The sequence below is a fragment of the Saccharopolyspora gloriosae genome (genome assembly GCF_014203325.1).
Classification (GTDB): Bacteria; Actinomycetota; Actinomycetes; order Mycobacteriales; family Pseudonocardiaceae; genus Saccharopolyspora_C; species Saccharopolyspora_C gloriosae.
In genome coordinates this window covers 6712384-6727285 of sequence record NZ_JACHIV010000001.1, presented here as the reverse complement: position 1 = coordinate 6727285, position 14902 = coordinate 6712384, and the positions used below count along the sequence as shown (strand labels likewise).

The 14902-nt window shown below is 71.2% G+C and carries 14 protein-coding genes; 4 read left to right on the top strand and 10 right to left on the bottom strand.

Translation table 11 applies throughout. The features are described from left to right. Positions 1-879, bottom strand: a complete 879-nt coding sequence (locus tag BJ969_RS29265) for a DUF8083 family protein (protein WP_184484383.1) — start codon at positions 877-879, stop codon at positions 1-3. Between the two features lie 253 nt (positions 880-1132). Between BJ969_RS29265 and BJ969_RS29260 the strand changes: the two genes are divergently transcribed. Then, positions 1133-1312 carry a DUF3073 domain-containing protein gene (locus tag BJ969_RS29260; protein ID WP_184484381.1) on the top strand — a complete coding sequence of 60 codons (180 nt, stop codon included), beginning with the start codon at positions 1133-1135 and terminating at the stop codon, positions 1310-1312. A 492-nt stretch (positions 1313-1804) separates the two neighbouring features. Here the strand turns inward: BJ969_RS29260 and BJ969_RS29255 are convergent, their stop codons facing one another. From BJ969_RS29255 to BJ969_RS29220, 8 genes are all read right to left on the bottom strand, one after another. Beyond that, the gene (locus BJ969_RS29255; RefSeq protein ID WP_184484379.1) at positions 1805-2269 is read right to left on the bottom strand and encodes a DUF4396 domain-containing protein; all 465 of its coding nucleotides are present in this window, start codon (positions 2267-2269) and stop codon (positions 1805-1807) included. Between the two features lie 124 nt (positions 2270-2393). Continuing rightward, complete coding sequence (purM, locus tag BJ969_RS29250) at positions 2394-3602, bottom strand: phosphoribosylformylglycinamidine cyclo-ligase (protein ID WP_184484377.1); 1209 nt, start codon at positions 3600-3602, stop codon at positions 2394-2396. Between the two features lie 157 nt (positions 3603-3759). Next, positions 3760-5283 (bottom strand): amidophosphoribosyltransferase, encoded by a 1524-nt coding sequence (gene purF, locus BJ969_RS29245; protein WP_184486081.1) that lies wholly within the window; start codon positions 5281-5283, stop codon positions 3760-3762. 277 nt (positions 5284-5560) lie between these two features. Beyond that, positions 5561-6073 (bottom strand): hypothetical protein, encoded by a 513-nt coding sequence (locus tag BJ969_RS29240; RefSeq protein WP_184484375.1) that lies wholly within the window; start codon positions 6071-6073, stop codon positions 5561-5563. A gap of 63 nt (positions 6074-6136) precedes the next feature. Continuing rightward, positions 6137-6526 carry a sterol carrier family protein gene (locus BJ969_RS29235; protein WP_184484373.1) on the bottom strand — a complete coding sequence of 130 codons (390 nt, stop codon included), beginning with the start codon at positions 6524-6526 and terminating at the stop codon, positions 6137-6139. Between the two features lie 249 nt (positions 6527-6775). Continuing rightward, positions 6776-7603: a helix-turn-helix domain-containing protein gene (locus BJ969_RS29230; protein WP_246457126.1), complete on the bottom strand. Its 828-nt coding sequence runs from the start codon at positions 7601-7603 to the stop codon at positions 6776-6778. 284 nt (positions 7604-7887) lie between these two features. Further along, positions 7888-9072, bottom strand: a complete 1185-nt coding sequence (locus BJ969_RS29225; protein ID WP_184484371.1) for a S8 family peptidase — start codon at positions 9070-9072, stop codon at positions 7888-7890. Positions 9073-9551: 479 nt separating this feature from the next. Then, the gene (locus tag BJ969_RS29220) at positions 9552-10010 is read right to left on the bottom strand and encodes a PRC-barrel domain-containing protein (protein WP_184484369.1); all 459 of its coding nucleotides are present in this window, start codon (positions 10008-10010) and stop codon (positions 9552-9554) included. 333 nt (positions 10011-10343) lie between these two features. Between BJ969_RS29220 and BJ969_RS29215 the strand changes: the two genes are divergently transcribed. The 3 genes from BJ969_RS29215 (at position 10344) to BJ969_RS29205 (ending at position 14064) form a co-directional block, all read left to right on the top strand. Next, positions 10344-10931: a type VII secretion system-associated protein gene (locus BJ969_RS29215; protein ID WP_184484367.1), complete on the top strand. Its 588-nt coding sequence runs from the start codon at positions 10344-10346 to the stop codon at positions 10929-10931. Between the two features lie 218 nt (positions 10932-11149). Then, the gene (locus tag BJ969_RS29210) at positions 11150-13024 is read left to right on the top strand and encodes a glycoside hydrolase family 15 protein (RefSeq protein ID WP_343071661.1); all 1875 of its coding nucleotides are present in this window, start codon (positions 11150-11152) and stop codon (positions 13022-13024) included. Continuing rightward, the gene (locus tag BJ969_RS29205; protein ID WP_184484363.1) at positions 13021-14064 is read left to right on the top strand and encodes an alcohol dehydrogenase catalytic domain-containing protein; all 1044 of its coding nucleotides are present in this window, start codon (positions 13021-13023) and stop codon (positions 14062-14064) included. Before BJ969_RS29210 ends, BJ969_RS29205 begins: the two co-directional genes overlap by 4 nt. A gap of 54 nt (positions 14065-14118) precedes the next feature. Here the strand turns inward: BJ969_RS29205 and BJ969_RS29200 are convergent, their stop codons facing one another. Further along, a complete protein-coding gene (locus tag BJ969_RS29200) occupies positions 14119-14775 on the bottom strand; it encodes a DUF4232 domain-containing protein (protein ID WP_184484361.1) in 657 nt (218 codons plus the stop codon). Positions 14776-14902 lie beyond the last annotated feature (127 nt).

Genomic DNA, 14902 nt, shown 5'->3' with positions numbered 1-14902 from the left:
TCAGTTGTACCGCTCGTGGGCGGCGAACTCGGACCAGAAGTCGCGCAGCGCCTCGTAGCGCTCGCCGACCTCGACGGTGTCGCCGGACTCCATCGCGTCGATGATCGCGTGCACGTCCTCGGCCGAGGTGTCGGCGTCGAGGTCGCTGCGGCTCATCATCTGCACCAGGCCGCCGTAGTCGAGCTCGACCGCGGAGTGCGGGTGGAACCGCTCCAGCCAGCGCCCGGTCTCCCGGAGGATCTTGGTGGGCCCGCCGTCGCCGATGGAGTCCCGCGCGACCGAGTGCGCCCGCGCCACCCGGCGCCGCGCGTCGGCCATCGCGACCCGCCAGCAGACCCGCCGCTTGCCGTCCTCGTCCTCGGTCACCCGTTCCGCCGGGTCGACGAGCACGAACCACGGCAGCGGCACCGTCCAGGTCGACGACAGCACGTGCACCGCGTTCTCCGCGAGCTCGCTGACGACCGCGCTGGCCTGGTTCTTCGCCTTCTGCACCGGCAGCGACACCACCGCCGCGCGCAGCGGCACCTCCGCCGCGCCGAGGAACCCGACGAGGGCCGCCGCGGACCGGCCGCGCAGGTCGAGCGGGCACACCAGCGGGCCGGGGCCGACAGTGGCCGCGGGACCGCTGGGCACGGACTCGGGGTCGAGGGTGAGGACGTCGCCGGACTGCTCGGCGGTGCCGTCGGCGCCGTCGCCGGGCAGCAGCTTCGGCGGCGCCGTCACCTGGGTGCGCAGCCACTGGTCCTGCTCCCTGGTCGCCGCGACCGTCGGCTCCAGCGCGCCCTGCTCCAGGGTGGCGGCGAGCCGCTCGCGCAGCGGGGAATCGATCGACGACAGGGGTTCGTAAACCCTCAGGTAGGCGACGAACGGTTCTGGCACGCGAGTATCGTGCCATGCGCCCCGATGGTGTCTTCGGCTGCCCGCGTTCCACGGCGAGCCACGACACGATGATCGCCGACCGCCGATTCGCGATCTAGGGGGAAGGTCACGCGCGACACGGAGACTCTCCACGAGACCACGTCGCGTAGAACCGCATCGGCACGGTACGGTAGTTACAGGAAAAGTTGTCGAGATCATGCGGGGCCGCCGTTCCCCTGGCCGCCCCGCACACCCTGCGCGAGGGGGTCGAGCCATGGGGCGCGGCCGGGCTAAGGCCAAGCAGACGAAGGTGGCCCGCGAGCTGAAGTACAGCTCGCCCACCATGGACGTCGATGCATTGCAGCGGGAGCTGTCCACGGAACCGCCTGGCGAATGGTCCGAGGAGGACCGCGACGACACATACGACGACGGGTACGACGACTACCGGCGTTGACGGCACGTGCGCACCGGGTGGACGCTTGTTCGTCCACTCGGTGCTCTGTGTCGCCGGTAGCCGTCGTAGCGTTCCCGATGTCGTTGCCGTGGGCGAGAACTACGAGCTGGGTCCTGTCGAGACCGCCCGGCCGGTGCGCATCATTGATGCACATCGACCGGGCGGAACAGGCCGTGTGTCGGGCATCAGCGAGTGATGTCGGCGGCCGGAACGGGCGCGTGATCGCCGTGCGCGCCCGGTGAACCGAAAATCAGTGCGCCGGTCACCCCGGCGCACTTTTTTCGTGCCCGGGGCCGAGGGGAACAAGTAGAGGGCCGGTGTGCGGGCCGCCTCTCGGCGGGTGGCGCTGCAGGGCTCCAGCCGAACGGTATTCCCTGCAGGCTCGTGATGGAGCCCGGGGGCACGCGCACACCGACCAACCCGTACAACGGACGGGCCCTGCCCGGAATTCCCGGCGGCTCGGATTTCTTCGCCCCGGCCGCTCGGCAGCGGTCAGTGCCGCCCGTGCACCACGGCGTGGCCCTTGCCGCGGGCGATGAGCCACTTGTTCACCGGCACCGTCAGCACGAACGCGACGGCCAGCGAGAACGCCAGCGAGCCCCAGAACAGCGCGCTGCCCACGCCCGCGTCCATCGCGCCCGGGACCACGACCATCACCGCGTTGTCCACGACCTCCATCACGAAGATGGACACCGTGTCGGCGGCGAGCGCGACGCGGAACGCGGCGGCGAGGCCCACCCCGGTGCGCAGCACTCCGCGCATCGTCAGCGCGTAGCCGAAGGCGAACGCGAGGACCACGGACAGGACCACGGTGCCCGCGTTGTGCAGGCCCAGCGAGGTACCGATGATCATGCCGAGGACTTCGCCGATCGCGCAGCCCGTCAGGCAGTGCAGCGTCGCCGATACCGCCACGGCCCACGAAGCGGCGCCCGGACCGTGCTCGCGGTGGTCGGTCATGACGGCTCTCCTCCGGCTCGCGGTCCGCCTCCGCCGACCACAACACCCACCGGGCGCGGCCGCATTCCGCGGACGCGAACAGGGCCGCGACCAACCGGTCGCGGCCCTGTCGTCGATCAGGAGCTCAGAACCTCGGGTGGTTGCCGCGCACGACCACGCGCTGGTCCTCGGCGGCGTCCTCCACGGTCGGCTGCTTCGCGACCTCACCCAGCACCCATGCGGGCACGTGCCGCGCGGTGAGCACCGCCAGCGCCCGGTCCACGTCCTCGGCGGTGACGACGGCGACCATGCCGACGCCCATGTTGAAGGTGCGCTCCATCTCCTCGGTCTCGACCCGGCCGCGCTGCGCGATGAGGCGGAACACCGGGTCCGGGGTCCAGGTGCCGCGGTCCAGCACCGCGGTCAGGCCCGCCGGGACGACCCGCGCCAGGTTCGCGGCGAGGCCACCACCGGTGACGTGCGCGAACGTCCGGACCTCGGTCTCGGCGGCCAGCGCCAGGCAGTCCTTCGCGTAGATCCGCGTCGGCTCCAGCAGCTGCTCGCCGAGGGTGCGGCCGAACTCCTCCACGTGCCCCGTCAGCGGCATCCGGGCCAGTTCCAGCAGCACGTGCCGGGCCAGCGAGTAGCCGTTGGAGTGCAGGCCGGAGGAACCCATGCCGATCACCACGTCGCCGGGCCGGACCTTGTCCGGGCCGAGCATCGCGGAGGCCTCGACGACGCCGACACCGGTCGCGGAGATGTCGTACTCGCCGGGCGCCATCATGCCGGGGTGTTCGGCGGTCTCCCCGCCCAGCAGCGCGCAACCGGCCTGCACGCAGCCTTCGGCGACGCCCTTGACCAGGTCCGCGATCCGCTCCGGGACGACCTTGCCGACGGCGATGTAGTCCTGCAGGAACAGCGGCTCCGCCCCGGAGACCACGAGGTCGTCGACGACCATCGCGACCAGGTCGATGCCGACGGTGTCGTGCTTGTCGAGCGCCTGGGCCACGGCGAGCTTGGTGCCCACGCCGTCGGTGGAGGAGGCCAGCACCGGCTCGGTCCACCGGTCCAGCTTCAACTGGAACAGGCCGGCGAAGCCGCCGAGCGAACCCAGCACTTCCGGCCTGCTCGCCCGCTTCGCCCAGGGCAGCATCTGCTGCACGGCCTCATCGCCGGCTTCGATGCTCACCCCCGCGTTCGCGTAGGTGGCCTTCTCCGCTTCGGCGGCTTTCGCCCCTGCGAGCAGGTCTTCGGACACGACTGACTCCACATCTGATGTGCGTTTGCTGTTGGCGGGCTCGCGGGAGCCCAGGTCGTGGCGGGCCTCCCGGCCCGCGCGGGCGATGTGGGGCATCCCACAACGACCACCGCCCCTTGCCTACCACAGGCGTACCCGCCGAATCCCGCTCCGGCCGGTGCGGATTCCCCGTCCCTCCCGGTGGGAGCGGGCCGGACGGCGGCACCACGCTACGCGGGCACGAGCGGCCGGGATCGGCCGCCGCCGCGTGCGATCAGGGCCTGCGCAGCGCGTCGGCGCCGCCGTAACCGCTGGGCAGCACGGGCTCCGCGGGCCCGGCGACACCCTTCTCCGCGGTGTCCGGCACGCCTTCGAGCAGGTACTTGCCGAGCTGTGCCTCCTCGGGCAGCGGGATCGGGTAGTGGCCGTCGAAGCAGGCGGCGCACAACCGGGTGCGCGGCTGCTCCGTGGCCGAGATCAGCCCGTCCAGCGATACGTAGCCGAGCGAGTCGGCCCCGATGGAGCGGCGGATGCCGTCGGTGTCGGTGCCGTTGGCGATCAGCTCCGCGCGGGAGGCGAAGTCGATGCCGTAGAAGCAGGGCCACTTCACCGGCGGCGACGCGATCCGCACGTGCACCTCGATGGCGCCGGCCTCGCGGAGCATCCGCACCAGGGCGCGCTGCGTGTTGCCGCGCACGATCGAGTCGTCGACGACGACGAGCCGCTTGCCGCGGATGACCTCGCGCAGCGGGTTGAGCTTGAGCCGGATGCCGAGCTGGCGGATGGTCTGCGACGGCTGGATGAAGGTGCGCCCCACGTAGGAGTTCTTCACCAGCCCGTTGCCGTAGTCGATGCCGGAGCCCTGCGCGTAGCCGATCGCGGCGGGCGTGCCGGATTCCGGCACCGGGATGACCAGGTCGGCCTCCACCGGGTGCTCGCGGGCCAGCTTGCGCCCGATCTCCACGCGCGTGCTGTTGACGGAACGACCGGAGATCGTGGTGTCCGGGCGGGCCAGGTAGACGTACTCGAAGATGCAGCCCTTCGGCTTCGGGTGTGCGAAATGCTGCGAGCGCAGGCCGTCCTCGTCGATCGCGAGCAGCTCGCCCGGCTCGACCTCGCGGACGAAGGACGCGCCGACGATGTCCAGCGCGGCCGTTTCGCTGGCCACGACCCAGCCGCGTTCCAGGCGGCCCAGCACCAGCGGGCGGACGCCCTGCGGGTCGCGGGCCGCGTACAGCGTGGTCTCGTCGGAGAACACCATCGAGAAGGCGCCCTGGACGGTGGGGAACAGCTCCATCGCGGCCTGTTCGATGCCCTTGTCCGCGGCGTGCGCGGCCAGCAGCGCGCACACCAGGTCGGAGTCGGTGGTGGCGCGGTCGCACGCGGAGGCGGGCGAGGAGCTGTTCGCGGACACGGTGTCGACGCCTTCGGCGACGACCCGCTCCATGAGCTCGGCGGTGTTCACCAGGTTGCCGTTGTGGCCCAGCGCGAGGCCGCGGCCGGAGACCGTGGTGCGGAACGTGGGCTGGGCGTTCTCCCAGCTCGCGCCGCCGGTCGTGGAGTAGCGGTTGTGGCCGACGGCGACGTGGCCGCGCAGCGAGGCGAGCACCTGCTCGTCGAACACCTGGCTGACCAGGCCGAGGTCCTTGTAGACCAGGACCTGCGAGCCGTCGCCGACGGCGATGCCCGCGGCTTCTTGGCCGCGGTGCTGGAGCGCGAACAGGCCGTAGAAGGAGAGCTTGGCGACTTCCTCGCCAGGCGCCCACACGCCGAAGACACCGCACTCCTCGTGCGGCACGTCCTGCTCGAACGGATCGGTGGGAAGCGTCGAGTCGGACGCACTGGGGGCACTGCCGTCTGGCCGGTCGAAGACCACCGAGAACTCCCTGGAGGACGGAGTCGGGCTTACGCCTCAGTGTAAACGGGACCCGAAGCCCCGATGACCGGCCGCCTCCGCAAGCCCGCCGGACGCCCCCGGCTCACCAGGAGTTTCGCCGGCACCGCGGCGGCGGTGTGAACCCGGTCATCGGGGTTCCGGTCGCGCTGCGCGCACGGTCGAGCACGCGGGCGTGCGCTCAGTGGGCGGTCTTGAGCAGGATCACCAGCAGGCCGATGCCCATCAGCACCAGCACCAACGCGGCGCGCTTCCACCACGGCAGGCGGGTGCGGCGGACCGCGAGCACGGCGAACAGGCCCATCGTGGCGACCAGGAACCAGATGCTGATCCACCCGGCGACGCCGACCGGGATCAGGCCCAGCGCGGCGGCGACGAGCAGCACCACCGGCAGCACGGCGGCCTGCAGGATCTGCCCGGAGGAGCGCAGCATCTCGACGGGGTGCGCCCGCTCCGGCACGATCTCGCGGACCGCCAGGTGCGCGACGTACTCGGAGAGCAGGCTCGCCGCCCACAGCCCGCCGGTAGCCACCACGACGTCGAGCACGGCGGCCCACGGTTCCAGGTGCTCGCCCGGGTGCCGGACGAGCACGAGCAGCGTGCTCAGGCAGGCGATGCTGCCGTAGACGCGTTCGCGCAGCACCGAGGCGATGTGCTCGGGCCTGCGCGACGCGGGGTCGGAGCGGGAGATCATGCGGACGTTTCTAGCCGCAGCGGCGGCCCGGCGCGGAATCGGGGGCGCGGCCGTCCCCGCTCGTCAGGCGGTGGTGCGGACCAGCGGGAGCCAGCGGGTGAGGTCGGCGCGGGAGCCGGAGGCGCTGACCGCGCCCTCCTCGACGGCTTCGGCGAAGTCCGCTCGGCCGGTGGCCAGCAGCAGCCAGGTGCGCGGATCGGTCTCGATCACGTTCGGCGGGGTGCCGCGGGTGTGCTCCGGTCCGGCGACGCACTGCACGGCGGCGAACGGCGGCACCCGCACTTCGACGGTCCGCCCCGGTGCGAGGTCTTCCAGCGTGCGCAGGCTCAACCGGACCGCCGCGGCGAGCTCGGCGCGGCGCGGGCGCTCCAACCGCTCGTCCGCCAGCCACGGCCCGACCACCTCGATCGCACCGCGCAACTCCTGCGGATCCACCCGCCGACGCGAAGGCATGCCCCCACCTTAAGACGCACCCGGCAACGCTCTTCCCCAGCGGGGAACGATCGGTTGATCTTGTCAGCGGCGAAGCCGCTGAGCAGCGACCACCAAAGCAACCGGCACCGCCGCGGGTTCTCAGCGTTCTTCTCGCGAGGACGGCTTTTTCCCTCGTGGCGGAGCCACTCGGGAAAAAGATCCCGCAGCGAGAAGAACGCTGAGGTTCCGCCACCCGACCACCAACGCAGAACGACCAGCGACGCAGCCTCAGAGCCAGCCGAGTTTGACTGCTTGCATTCCTGCTTGGAAGCGGGTTTCGACGCCGAGGCGGGCGATGAGTTCCCGGACGCGGCGGTGCGCGGTGCGGGCGCTGAAGCCCATCAGCCTGCCGATGGTGTCGTCGGTCGCGCCGGAGGCCAGCAGCGACAGGATCCAGCGTTCCTCCTCGGAGGGCTGGTCTTCGCCGCTGAGCCGTTCCTGCTCGCAGGTGAACGGCGCGGCGAAGCGCCACATGTCCTCGAAGATGCGCATCACCGCGACGAGCATGGCGGAGCTGCGGATCACGACCGCGCTCTCCACCGTCTGGTCGGTGGCGGTCAGCGGCAGCAGCGCCACCTCGTTGTCGACCAGGATCATCTTCGTCGGCGCCACGTGGATCACCCGCGCCTGCTCGCCGAGCGCCACCAGCCGGGAGGTCAGCTCCAGCTGCGGTGGCCGCGCGAGCGCCGAGCGGTCGTAGAGCACCTGGTAGTTGACGCCTTCGGCGAGCTTGCGGGATTCCAGCGAATCCAACGATCCGGTGGCGGCGTACGGCGGTTTCGCGACGCCCTGCACGAGTTCCGTGGCGCTGCGCTGCAGTTCGTAGGCGGCCCAGCCGACTCGGCGGGCGCCGTGCACGACCTGCAGCACACCGCCCGCGCTGCCCGCTTGGGCCTTGGCGGCTCGCGCCACGGAGACGACGGCCTCCCGCGCTTCCACCTGGGATCGGACGGCTCGTTCGGTGTCCGTCGTTCCGGCCCGGCCCTGGCCGGGCACGGCCCGCTCGGACGAGGTCGGCTGTGCGCGCTCAGGCGCCTCGGTGTATCCGGATAACACGGCACACCCTTTCGTGACGTGCCTTCACAGGCTCAGTCGGACCTTGATCGATCTTGGTCTGGACCAGTTCCGCGACAGGCAGCGATCGGCCCCCTCGAACGGGAACGTAACCATCTTGAGACCGTCGCGGGAACCCACTTTTGCAGTAGGACACCGTTCAACCTTTGTAGAGCACCATTCGGCGGCGCCCCGAATTCGGCCGAATGCCCCAGCGAACACCGGATCCGCGCCGGGCCCCGCCCCGAATCAACGAGGCGGGACCCGGCGCGGTCACGTACTCCGGATCACAGCTCGCCGGTCTGGAGCAGATCGGCGATCGTGTCCGCGGGCGCGTCCGCGATCACGCCCGTCGCGGCACCGCCCTGCAGCCCGCTGATCACGTCCGCCGGCGCGGCGTCCGGAGTCGCCTCCAGGAACAGCGCGCCGACGCCCGCCACGTGCGGGCTGGCCATCGAGGTACCGCTCATCGTGGCCGTCCCGCCGCCGGGCGCGAGCGAGACGATGTCCACACCGGGCGCGTAGCCCTCCACCGTCGCACCGAAGTTCGTGAAGTACGCCGAACCGTCGTTCTCGTCGGAGGCCGCCGTGGTGAACACGCCCTCCGCGCTGGCCGGGGACACGTTCTCGGCGTCCTGCGACTCGTTGCCCGCCGCGACCGCGAGGAACACGCCCTGGTCGACCAGGCCGGTGGCGGCCTCGTCCAGCGCGGGGTCCTTGCTGCCGCCCAGCGACATGTTCGCCACCGATGGACCGTCGGCGTCCTGGGCGACCCAGTCCAGACCGGCGATGATGTCGGCCGTGGTGCCGCTGCCGTTGTCGTCGAGGACCTTCACCCCGACCAGCTCCGCTTCCGTCGCCACGCCGTAGGTCGCGGAACCGATGGTGCCCGCCACGTGCGTGCCGTGGCCGTGCCCGTCGCTGCCGTCGCCGCCGGTGGCGTCGAACCCGATCGAGGCCCGGCCGCCGAAGTCCGGGTGATCGGGCGCGATGCCGGTGTCGACGATGTAGGCCGTCACGCCCGCACCCGTGCCGTTGGGGGCGTAGGTGTCGTCGAGCGGCAAGGCCGGCTGGTCGATCCGGTCCAGGCCCCAGGAGCCCACGGCGGTGGGCTGCTGCGGCTGCTCGACCTGGATTTGGAAGTTCTGCGACACGCCTTCCACGTCGTGGCTGGCGCGCACCGCCTGGAGCTGCTCGGGGCTCAGCGTCGCCGAGAACCCGTTCAGGCTGTGCTCGTAGAGGTGTTCGGTGCGCACGCCCAGGTCCGCGGCGACCGCGGCGGCGTTCTCACCGTCCTTCAGGTTGACGATGTAGGAGTCGGCGTTGCCGTCGGCGGAGAGCACCCCGGCTTCCGGGTGCAGGGTCAACGGTGCGAGCGCCGGCGCCGCGAAAGCGGGGGCACCGGCGAACACGAGCGCGGCCGCGGTGATTCCGGCGCCCGCGAACCTGCTTCGGGAGAGCACTTTTCTCATGGTCCCTCTTCCTTCAGCGCCATCCGGGTGGGGCCGGACGGCGATCTGATGGTGCAATCCGAACGTAAACCATGAAAACAAGCGAAAAGGACCACTTGGCGATTTGTCGCCAACCTCTTGTGTCGTCGATGTAACGGCATTCCACGGATTTGTCGAGAATACCGAAAAATGTGGATCTACCTGCGGTTACGGTACTCCTGGAGTCGACCACGCAACGCGCTCGCGCTTTCCGGCAGTGTTCGCCCAGATGCCCGCGGCCACCTCGGCGAGCTGATGAGGACGCGCACTCTCAGCTCTCGGAATTGTTCGAGAAATGCCGCTTTCGTCACTCCGATGGCGGCATGAACGGGCGATGGGGAAACGGTGCCGCAATCCTGGCTCCGGTCTCGCTCGGCCATTCGTGAAGCGCACGGAAAAGGTCACCGAACGGTCTCGGGCCCGGTGCGGGTTCCCAGTCGGTGGACGCGTCGATTTCGCGATCAGGTGGCCGCGACCCAGCGCCGCAGCTTCAGCCGCACCGCCTCGACGTACTCCGGCGGCAGCTCGCCCTGCTCGGCGGGCTCGGCGGGCTCGGCCGGCGCGTCCTCCTGCCGGACCGGCTCGGGTTCGGCGGGAGTCACGCCGTACTCGATGCCGTAGTAGAGGTACAGCGCGTGCTCCTGCTCCAGCATCAGGTCGCCGTCGTCGAGCCGGACGTGCGGTGCCTGGCGCACCGTCTCCTTGAGCACCGAGACGGTCAGCGTGTCCCCGTCGAAGGCGGCGCCGTCCAGCGGCACGAAGCTCTCGTTGGTGCCGAACAGGCCGGTCTGCACGGTGATCCACGCGGGTTGCTCGGTGGCCTCGTCGAGGAAGAGCTGCCCGACGATCCCGATCCGATGTCCCGCCGGATCGAAGACCTCGCACCCGAACAGGTGCAGTGCTTCCCGCTGACCGATCATGCCCGATCGCCTCCCCGAACTCGCCGCTCGCCCAGTCTGCCCCGGCCGCCGCCGCACCGGCACCTCGGAAAGGTGTATCCGTGACCGGAAGCATCGGTCCCGACCCGCTTCCGGAACCCGTTGCGGCGACGGCGATTCCGGGCGCGCGCCGCGCGGGCCACCCGAGTGTCCGACCGGAATGGACGGACCCGCCGCCCGCGCCACCCGGCACCGGCCGGTAGAACTGGCACGCTCACGGGTACACCTCGCACGGACGAGGCGGGCGGATCGTTCGAAGATCGCGCCGTCGGCACCCGCGAGCTCCGCAACTCCCAGTCGAAGGACGCCAGCACCATGTCAGAGCAACCCGACCGCCCCGGACCGCCGCCGATCACCGACGAGATGCGGGAGCAGGCCAGGCAGACTCCGAACAGCTGGCTCTACATCGTCGACCCCGGCTACCAGGAATCCGGGGACGACGTGCCGCCGGAAGGCGTCGTCGGCGCCTACCACATCGACGCCGACGGCGAGATCGATCCGGAGTTCCAGTACAACGACGAGTACGAGCCCTCGGACCTCACGTTCGCGCTGCCGGAACCGGTCAACGAGCTGGAGCGGGTGCTGCACCGCATCGCCACCGGCGAGGCCCCGGACACCGAGCTCGCCCCGGCGGTGCTGGCCGCCGAGGTGCTGGTCTACGACCCGGAGAACGGCGAGGGCGAGCCCGCCGTGTACGTCGCGGAACTCGACGACGGCAGCCAGCTGGTGCCCGCGTGCACCTCGGTGGAGCGGGTGCCGGAGAGCTGGCCCGGTTCGCGCCGGGTCCCGGGCGGCGAACTCCCGGAGCTGCTGGGCGGCTTGGACCTGGGCCTCAACCTGGACGACGCGGTCCGCGCCGTCATCCCGCACCACGTCCTCAACGACGCCTCCTCGCCGAACTGACGGTGCCCTCGTTCTCGATCCGGGGTACCTGAACCTCGGCGACCGGTGATCGGCGAGCGCAAGCTGATCACCGCTCAGCGGCTCGCCGGCAAGACGACGACCGGACCCGGCGCACTCCGGGTCGCGTCCGCCCCGCTCGGTTCCCGGGCGGGGCGGTTTCGCGCGCGCGGCGGGTCGGAGGTGGCAGGGGGCGGGTCGCGGTGCCTAGCCTCGGCGGGGTGAGCGATCAATCCGCCGGGCCGCCCGGCGACATCGAGAACTACGCGCTGCTCTCGGACCTGCGGACCGCCGCGCTCGTCGGCCTCGACGGCTCGGTGGATTGGCTGTGCCTGCCGCGGTTCGACTCGCCGTCCTGCTTCAGCCGCCTGCTCGGCGACGACCGCAACGGCCACTGGCAGATCGCCCCCGCCGAACCGGTGCGCGAGGTGCACCGCCGCTACCGGGACAACTCGCTGGTGGTGGAGACGTACTTCGAGACCGACGGCGGCGTGTTCAGGCTGGTCGACAGCATGCCGCCGCACGAGAAGAACCAGCACGACCCGCCGTGCCTGGTGCGCATGGTGGAGGGCGTCTCCGGCGAGGTCGACGTCCGGATGCGCTGGGTCGTGCGGTTCGCCTACGGCGATGCGGTGCCGTGGATGCGCCACGTGCGCCAGAGCGAACCGGAGCTCGACGAGTACATCCTCGCGATCGCGGGCCCGCACACCGTGGTGCTGCGCGGAGATCTGCTGCCGCAGCGGGTTCCGGAGCGGCGCGCCCACGAGCTGGTGTTCACGTTGCGCGAGGGGCAGCGCCGGTCCTGGGTGATGCAGTGGTCCAGCGACCACGAGGAGATCCCGCCGCGGATGGATCCGGTGCAGGAGACCCAGGACAGCGAGGACTTCTGGCGCGACTGGACCGACAAGATCAACTACACCGGCCCGCACGCGAAATCGGTGTACCGATCGCTGGCCACGCTCAAGGCGCTCACCTACGCCCCGACCGGTGGCATCGTCGCCGCGCCCACCACGTCGCTGCCGGAGGCGTTCGGCGGCAACCGCAACTGGGACTACCGCTACTGCTGGCTGCGGGACGCGACGCTGGTGCTGCTGGCGCTGGACAACTTCGGGTGCTCCGCGGAGGCCGCGGCGTGGCGGCGCTGGCTGGTGCGCGCCGTCGCGGGCGACCCGGCGGACGTGCAGATCATGTACGGCGTCGACGGTGAGCGGCACCTGCTGGAGTGGGAGCTCGACTGGCTCGACGGCTACCAGGGCGCGCAGCCGGTGCGCGTCGGCAACGGCGCCTACCGCCAGCAGCAGCTCGACGTGTACGGCGAAGTGATGGACGCGCTGCACCTGGCCCGGGAACGCGGGCTCGCGGAGAACGCCGACACGTGGGCGTTGCAGCGCGGCATGCTCAAGCACCTGGAGACGATCTGGCAGCAGCCGGACAAGGGCCTGTGGGAGGTGCGCGGACCGGACCGGCACTTCACCCACTCGCGGGTGATGGTGTGGGTCGCGTTCGACCGCGCCGTGCGGGCCGCCGAGGAGGACGGGCTGCCGGGGCCCGTTCAGCGGTGGCGGGAGCTGCGGGACGCGGTGCACGCCGAAGTGCTGGAGAAGGGCTGGAACCAGGAGCTGGGCGCGTTCACCCAGTACTACGGCGGCACCACCGTGGACGCGGCGACGCTGCTGATCCCGTCGGTGGGCTTCCTGCCCGGCGACGACGAGCGGGTGCGCAGCACGATCCGGGTCGTGGAGCGGGAACTGCGCCACGGCGTGCTGGTGGACCGCTACACGACCGGCGACGACACCAACGAGGTCGACGGGCTCACCGGGCGCGAGGGCTCGTTCCTGGCCTGCTCGTTCTGGCTGGTGGACGCGCTGGCGCTGAGCGGGCGGCGGGACGAGGCGGTGTCGATGTTCGACGAGCTCATCGAGCTCGCCAACGACGTCGGCCTGTTCGCCGAGGAGTACGACGTCCACTCCGGACGGTTCACCGGCAACTTCCCGCAGGCCTTCAGCCACTTGGCGCTGGTCAACTCGTCCGCCGTGCTCTACGGCGGGCACACTCGGGACGAGTCCAGCAGGCGCAACGGGAGGGATCCGCGGTGAAGGCGGCGACGGTGGTGCCCGGCAAGCCGGAACTGGCGGCGGTCTCCGAACTGCCGGAGCCGACTCCCGGACCGGGCGAACTGCTGGTGGAGGGCCTGCTGGTGGGGGCGTGCGCGACGGATCACGACGTGACGCACGCGTCGCACGGCGTGCTGCCGCCCGGCCAGGACCGGATGGTGCTGTTCCACGAATCGCTCGGCCGCGTGCGGTACGCGCCGGCCATCAGCGGTTTCGGCGAGGGCGACCTGGTCGTGGGCGTGGTGCGCCGCCCCGACCCGCGGCCGTGCCCGGCGTGCGCGGCGGGGCAGTGGGACTTCTGCCTCAACGGCGAGTTCACCGAGTGCGGCATCAAGGAGCTGGACGGTTTCGGCGCGCAGCGCTGGACGATCGAGCCCCGGTTCGCGATCAAGGTCCCGGCCCGGCTGGGCGATCTCGGCGTGCTCACCGAACCGGCGTCGGTGGTGACGAAGGCGTGGGAGCAGGCCGAGCTGATCGGCCGCCGCGCCTACTACGCGCCGCGGCACGCGCTGGTCACCGGCGCGGGCGCGATCGGGCTGCTGGGCGCGTTGCTCGGGGTGCAGCGCGGGCTGGACGTGCACGTCCTGGACCAGGTGACCGACGGGCCGAAGCCGGACCTGGTGCGGCGCCTGGGCGCGACGTACCACACCTCGCTGGACGACCTGGGCTGCGAACCGGACGTGGTGATCGAGGCGACGGGCGCCGGCGAGGTGGTCTTCGACGTGCTGCGCCGCACCGCCCGCAACGCGATCACGGTGCTCACCGGCATCGCCGGGCACGACCGGACGCTGCCGGTGCCCGCCGGGGCGATCAACGACGAGCTGGTGCTGGACAACGACGTGGTGGTGGGCAGCGTCAACGCGAACCTGCGCCACTACCAGCAGGCGGTGCGTTCCCTAGCGGACGCGGATCCGGCGTGGCTGGGCGATCTGATCAGCCGCCGCGTCCCGCTGGACTCGTGGACCGAGGTGCTCACCCGGGCCGACGACGACGTGAAACCCGTGGTGGACCTGCAGGCCTGAGACGCGACGAGCCCGCGCCGGCGATCGGCGCGGGCTCGCGGTGTCCGCGGTGGATCAGAACGCGACGACGCCCTGCGGGGACGGCTGCAGGGTGCCGATCTGCATGCTCTTGACCGCCATCTCCACCGGGCCGTTGCCGCCGTTGAGGTCGGAGACCTCGGCGTTGACCTCGCCGTTCATGTCCGACGGGGTCGCGGTGAAGCCGGAGGCGACCTGGGCGTCCGGGTCGGACTTCTCGGCGCGCTCGATCTTCGCACCGGCGAAGGCGCTCTTGCCGGGCTCCAGGGTCAGGTCCGCGTCCGGGCCGGGCAGGTTGACGTTCTCGGTCGGCACGTCGATCGCCTCGCCCGCCATGTTGGTCGGGGTGAGGTTCACCCAGCCGCCGAGCTCGCAGGACTTGTCCGAGGTGTTCTCCAGCTGGATCAGGAACCTGCTGTCGGCACCCGCGTCGGAGGGCTGCGCCTGCATGGTGACCTTGAAGTCCGCCGCCGAGCAGTTCGAGGCGGAGATGTCGTCGTGCGTGCCGCTGGCGTGGTCGTCGGACGGGGCGAGGTCGGACCCCATGCCCTCCGTGGCGGGTGCGGTGTCGGAGCCCATGCCCTCCTGGCCCACCGCGGAGTTCGTCGCCGCCTGGCCGCCGCAGCCGGCGAGCAGCAGCGCGCCCCCGACCAATGCCGCCGCCGTGGTCGCCGTACGAGTCCGCTTCAACATCACTTCAGCCTTCCCTCGGGTGCGCGCCGGTGTCCCCCGCGCTTCTCTACCCGTAGGACGTCCGCCTGCGCGGCGAGTTGCGCGACCGGTCGAAAATTTCGGATCGCTCGCCGAATCACCTGGATCC

Bases quoted from the DNA above. Each gene is read 5' to 3' on its own strand.
- BJ969_RS29260 (WP_184484381.1), top strand. From the start codon at position 1,133: ATGGGGCGCGGCCGGGCTAAGGCCAAGCAGACGAAGGTGGCCCGCGAG.
- BJ969_RS29200 (WP_184484361.1), bottom strand. From the start codon at position 14,775: ATGTTGAAGCGGACTCGTACGGCGACCACGGCGGCGGCATTGGTCGGG.
- BJ969_RS29235 (WP_184484373.1), bottom strand. From the start codon at position 6,526: ATGCCTTCGCGTCGGCGGGTGGATCCGCAGGAGTTGCGCGGTGCGATC.
- BJ969_RS29255 (WP_184484379.1), bottom strand. From the start codon at position 2,269: ATGACCGACCACCGCGAGCACGGTCCGGGCGCCGCTTCGTGGGCCGTG.
- BJ969_RS29215 (WP_184484367.1), top strand. From the start codon at position 10,344: ATGTCAGAGCAACCCGACCGCCCCGGACCGCCGCCGATCACCGACGAG.
- BJ969_RS29225 (WP_184484371.1), bottom strand. From the start codon at position 9,072: ATGAGAAAAGTGCTCTCCCGAAGCAGGTTCGCGGGCGCCGGAATCACC.
- purM (WP_184484377.1), bottom strand. From the start codon at position 3,602: ATGCCCCACATCGCCCGCGCGGGCCGGGAGGCCCGCCACGACCTGGGC.
- BJ969_RS29220 (WP_184484369.1), bottom strand. From the start codon at position 10,010: ATGATCGGTCAGCGGGAAGCACTGCACCTGTTCGGGTGCGAGGTCTTC.
- BJ969_RS29240 (WP_184484375.1), bottom strand. From the start codon at position 6,073: ATGATCTCCCGCTCCGACCCCGCGTCGCGCAGGCCCGAGCACATCGCC.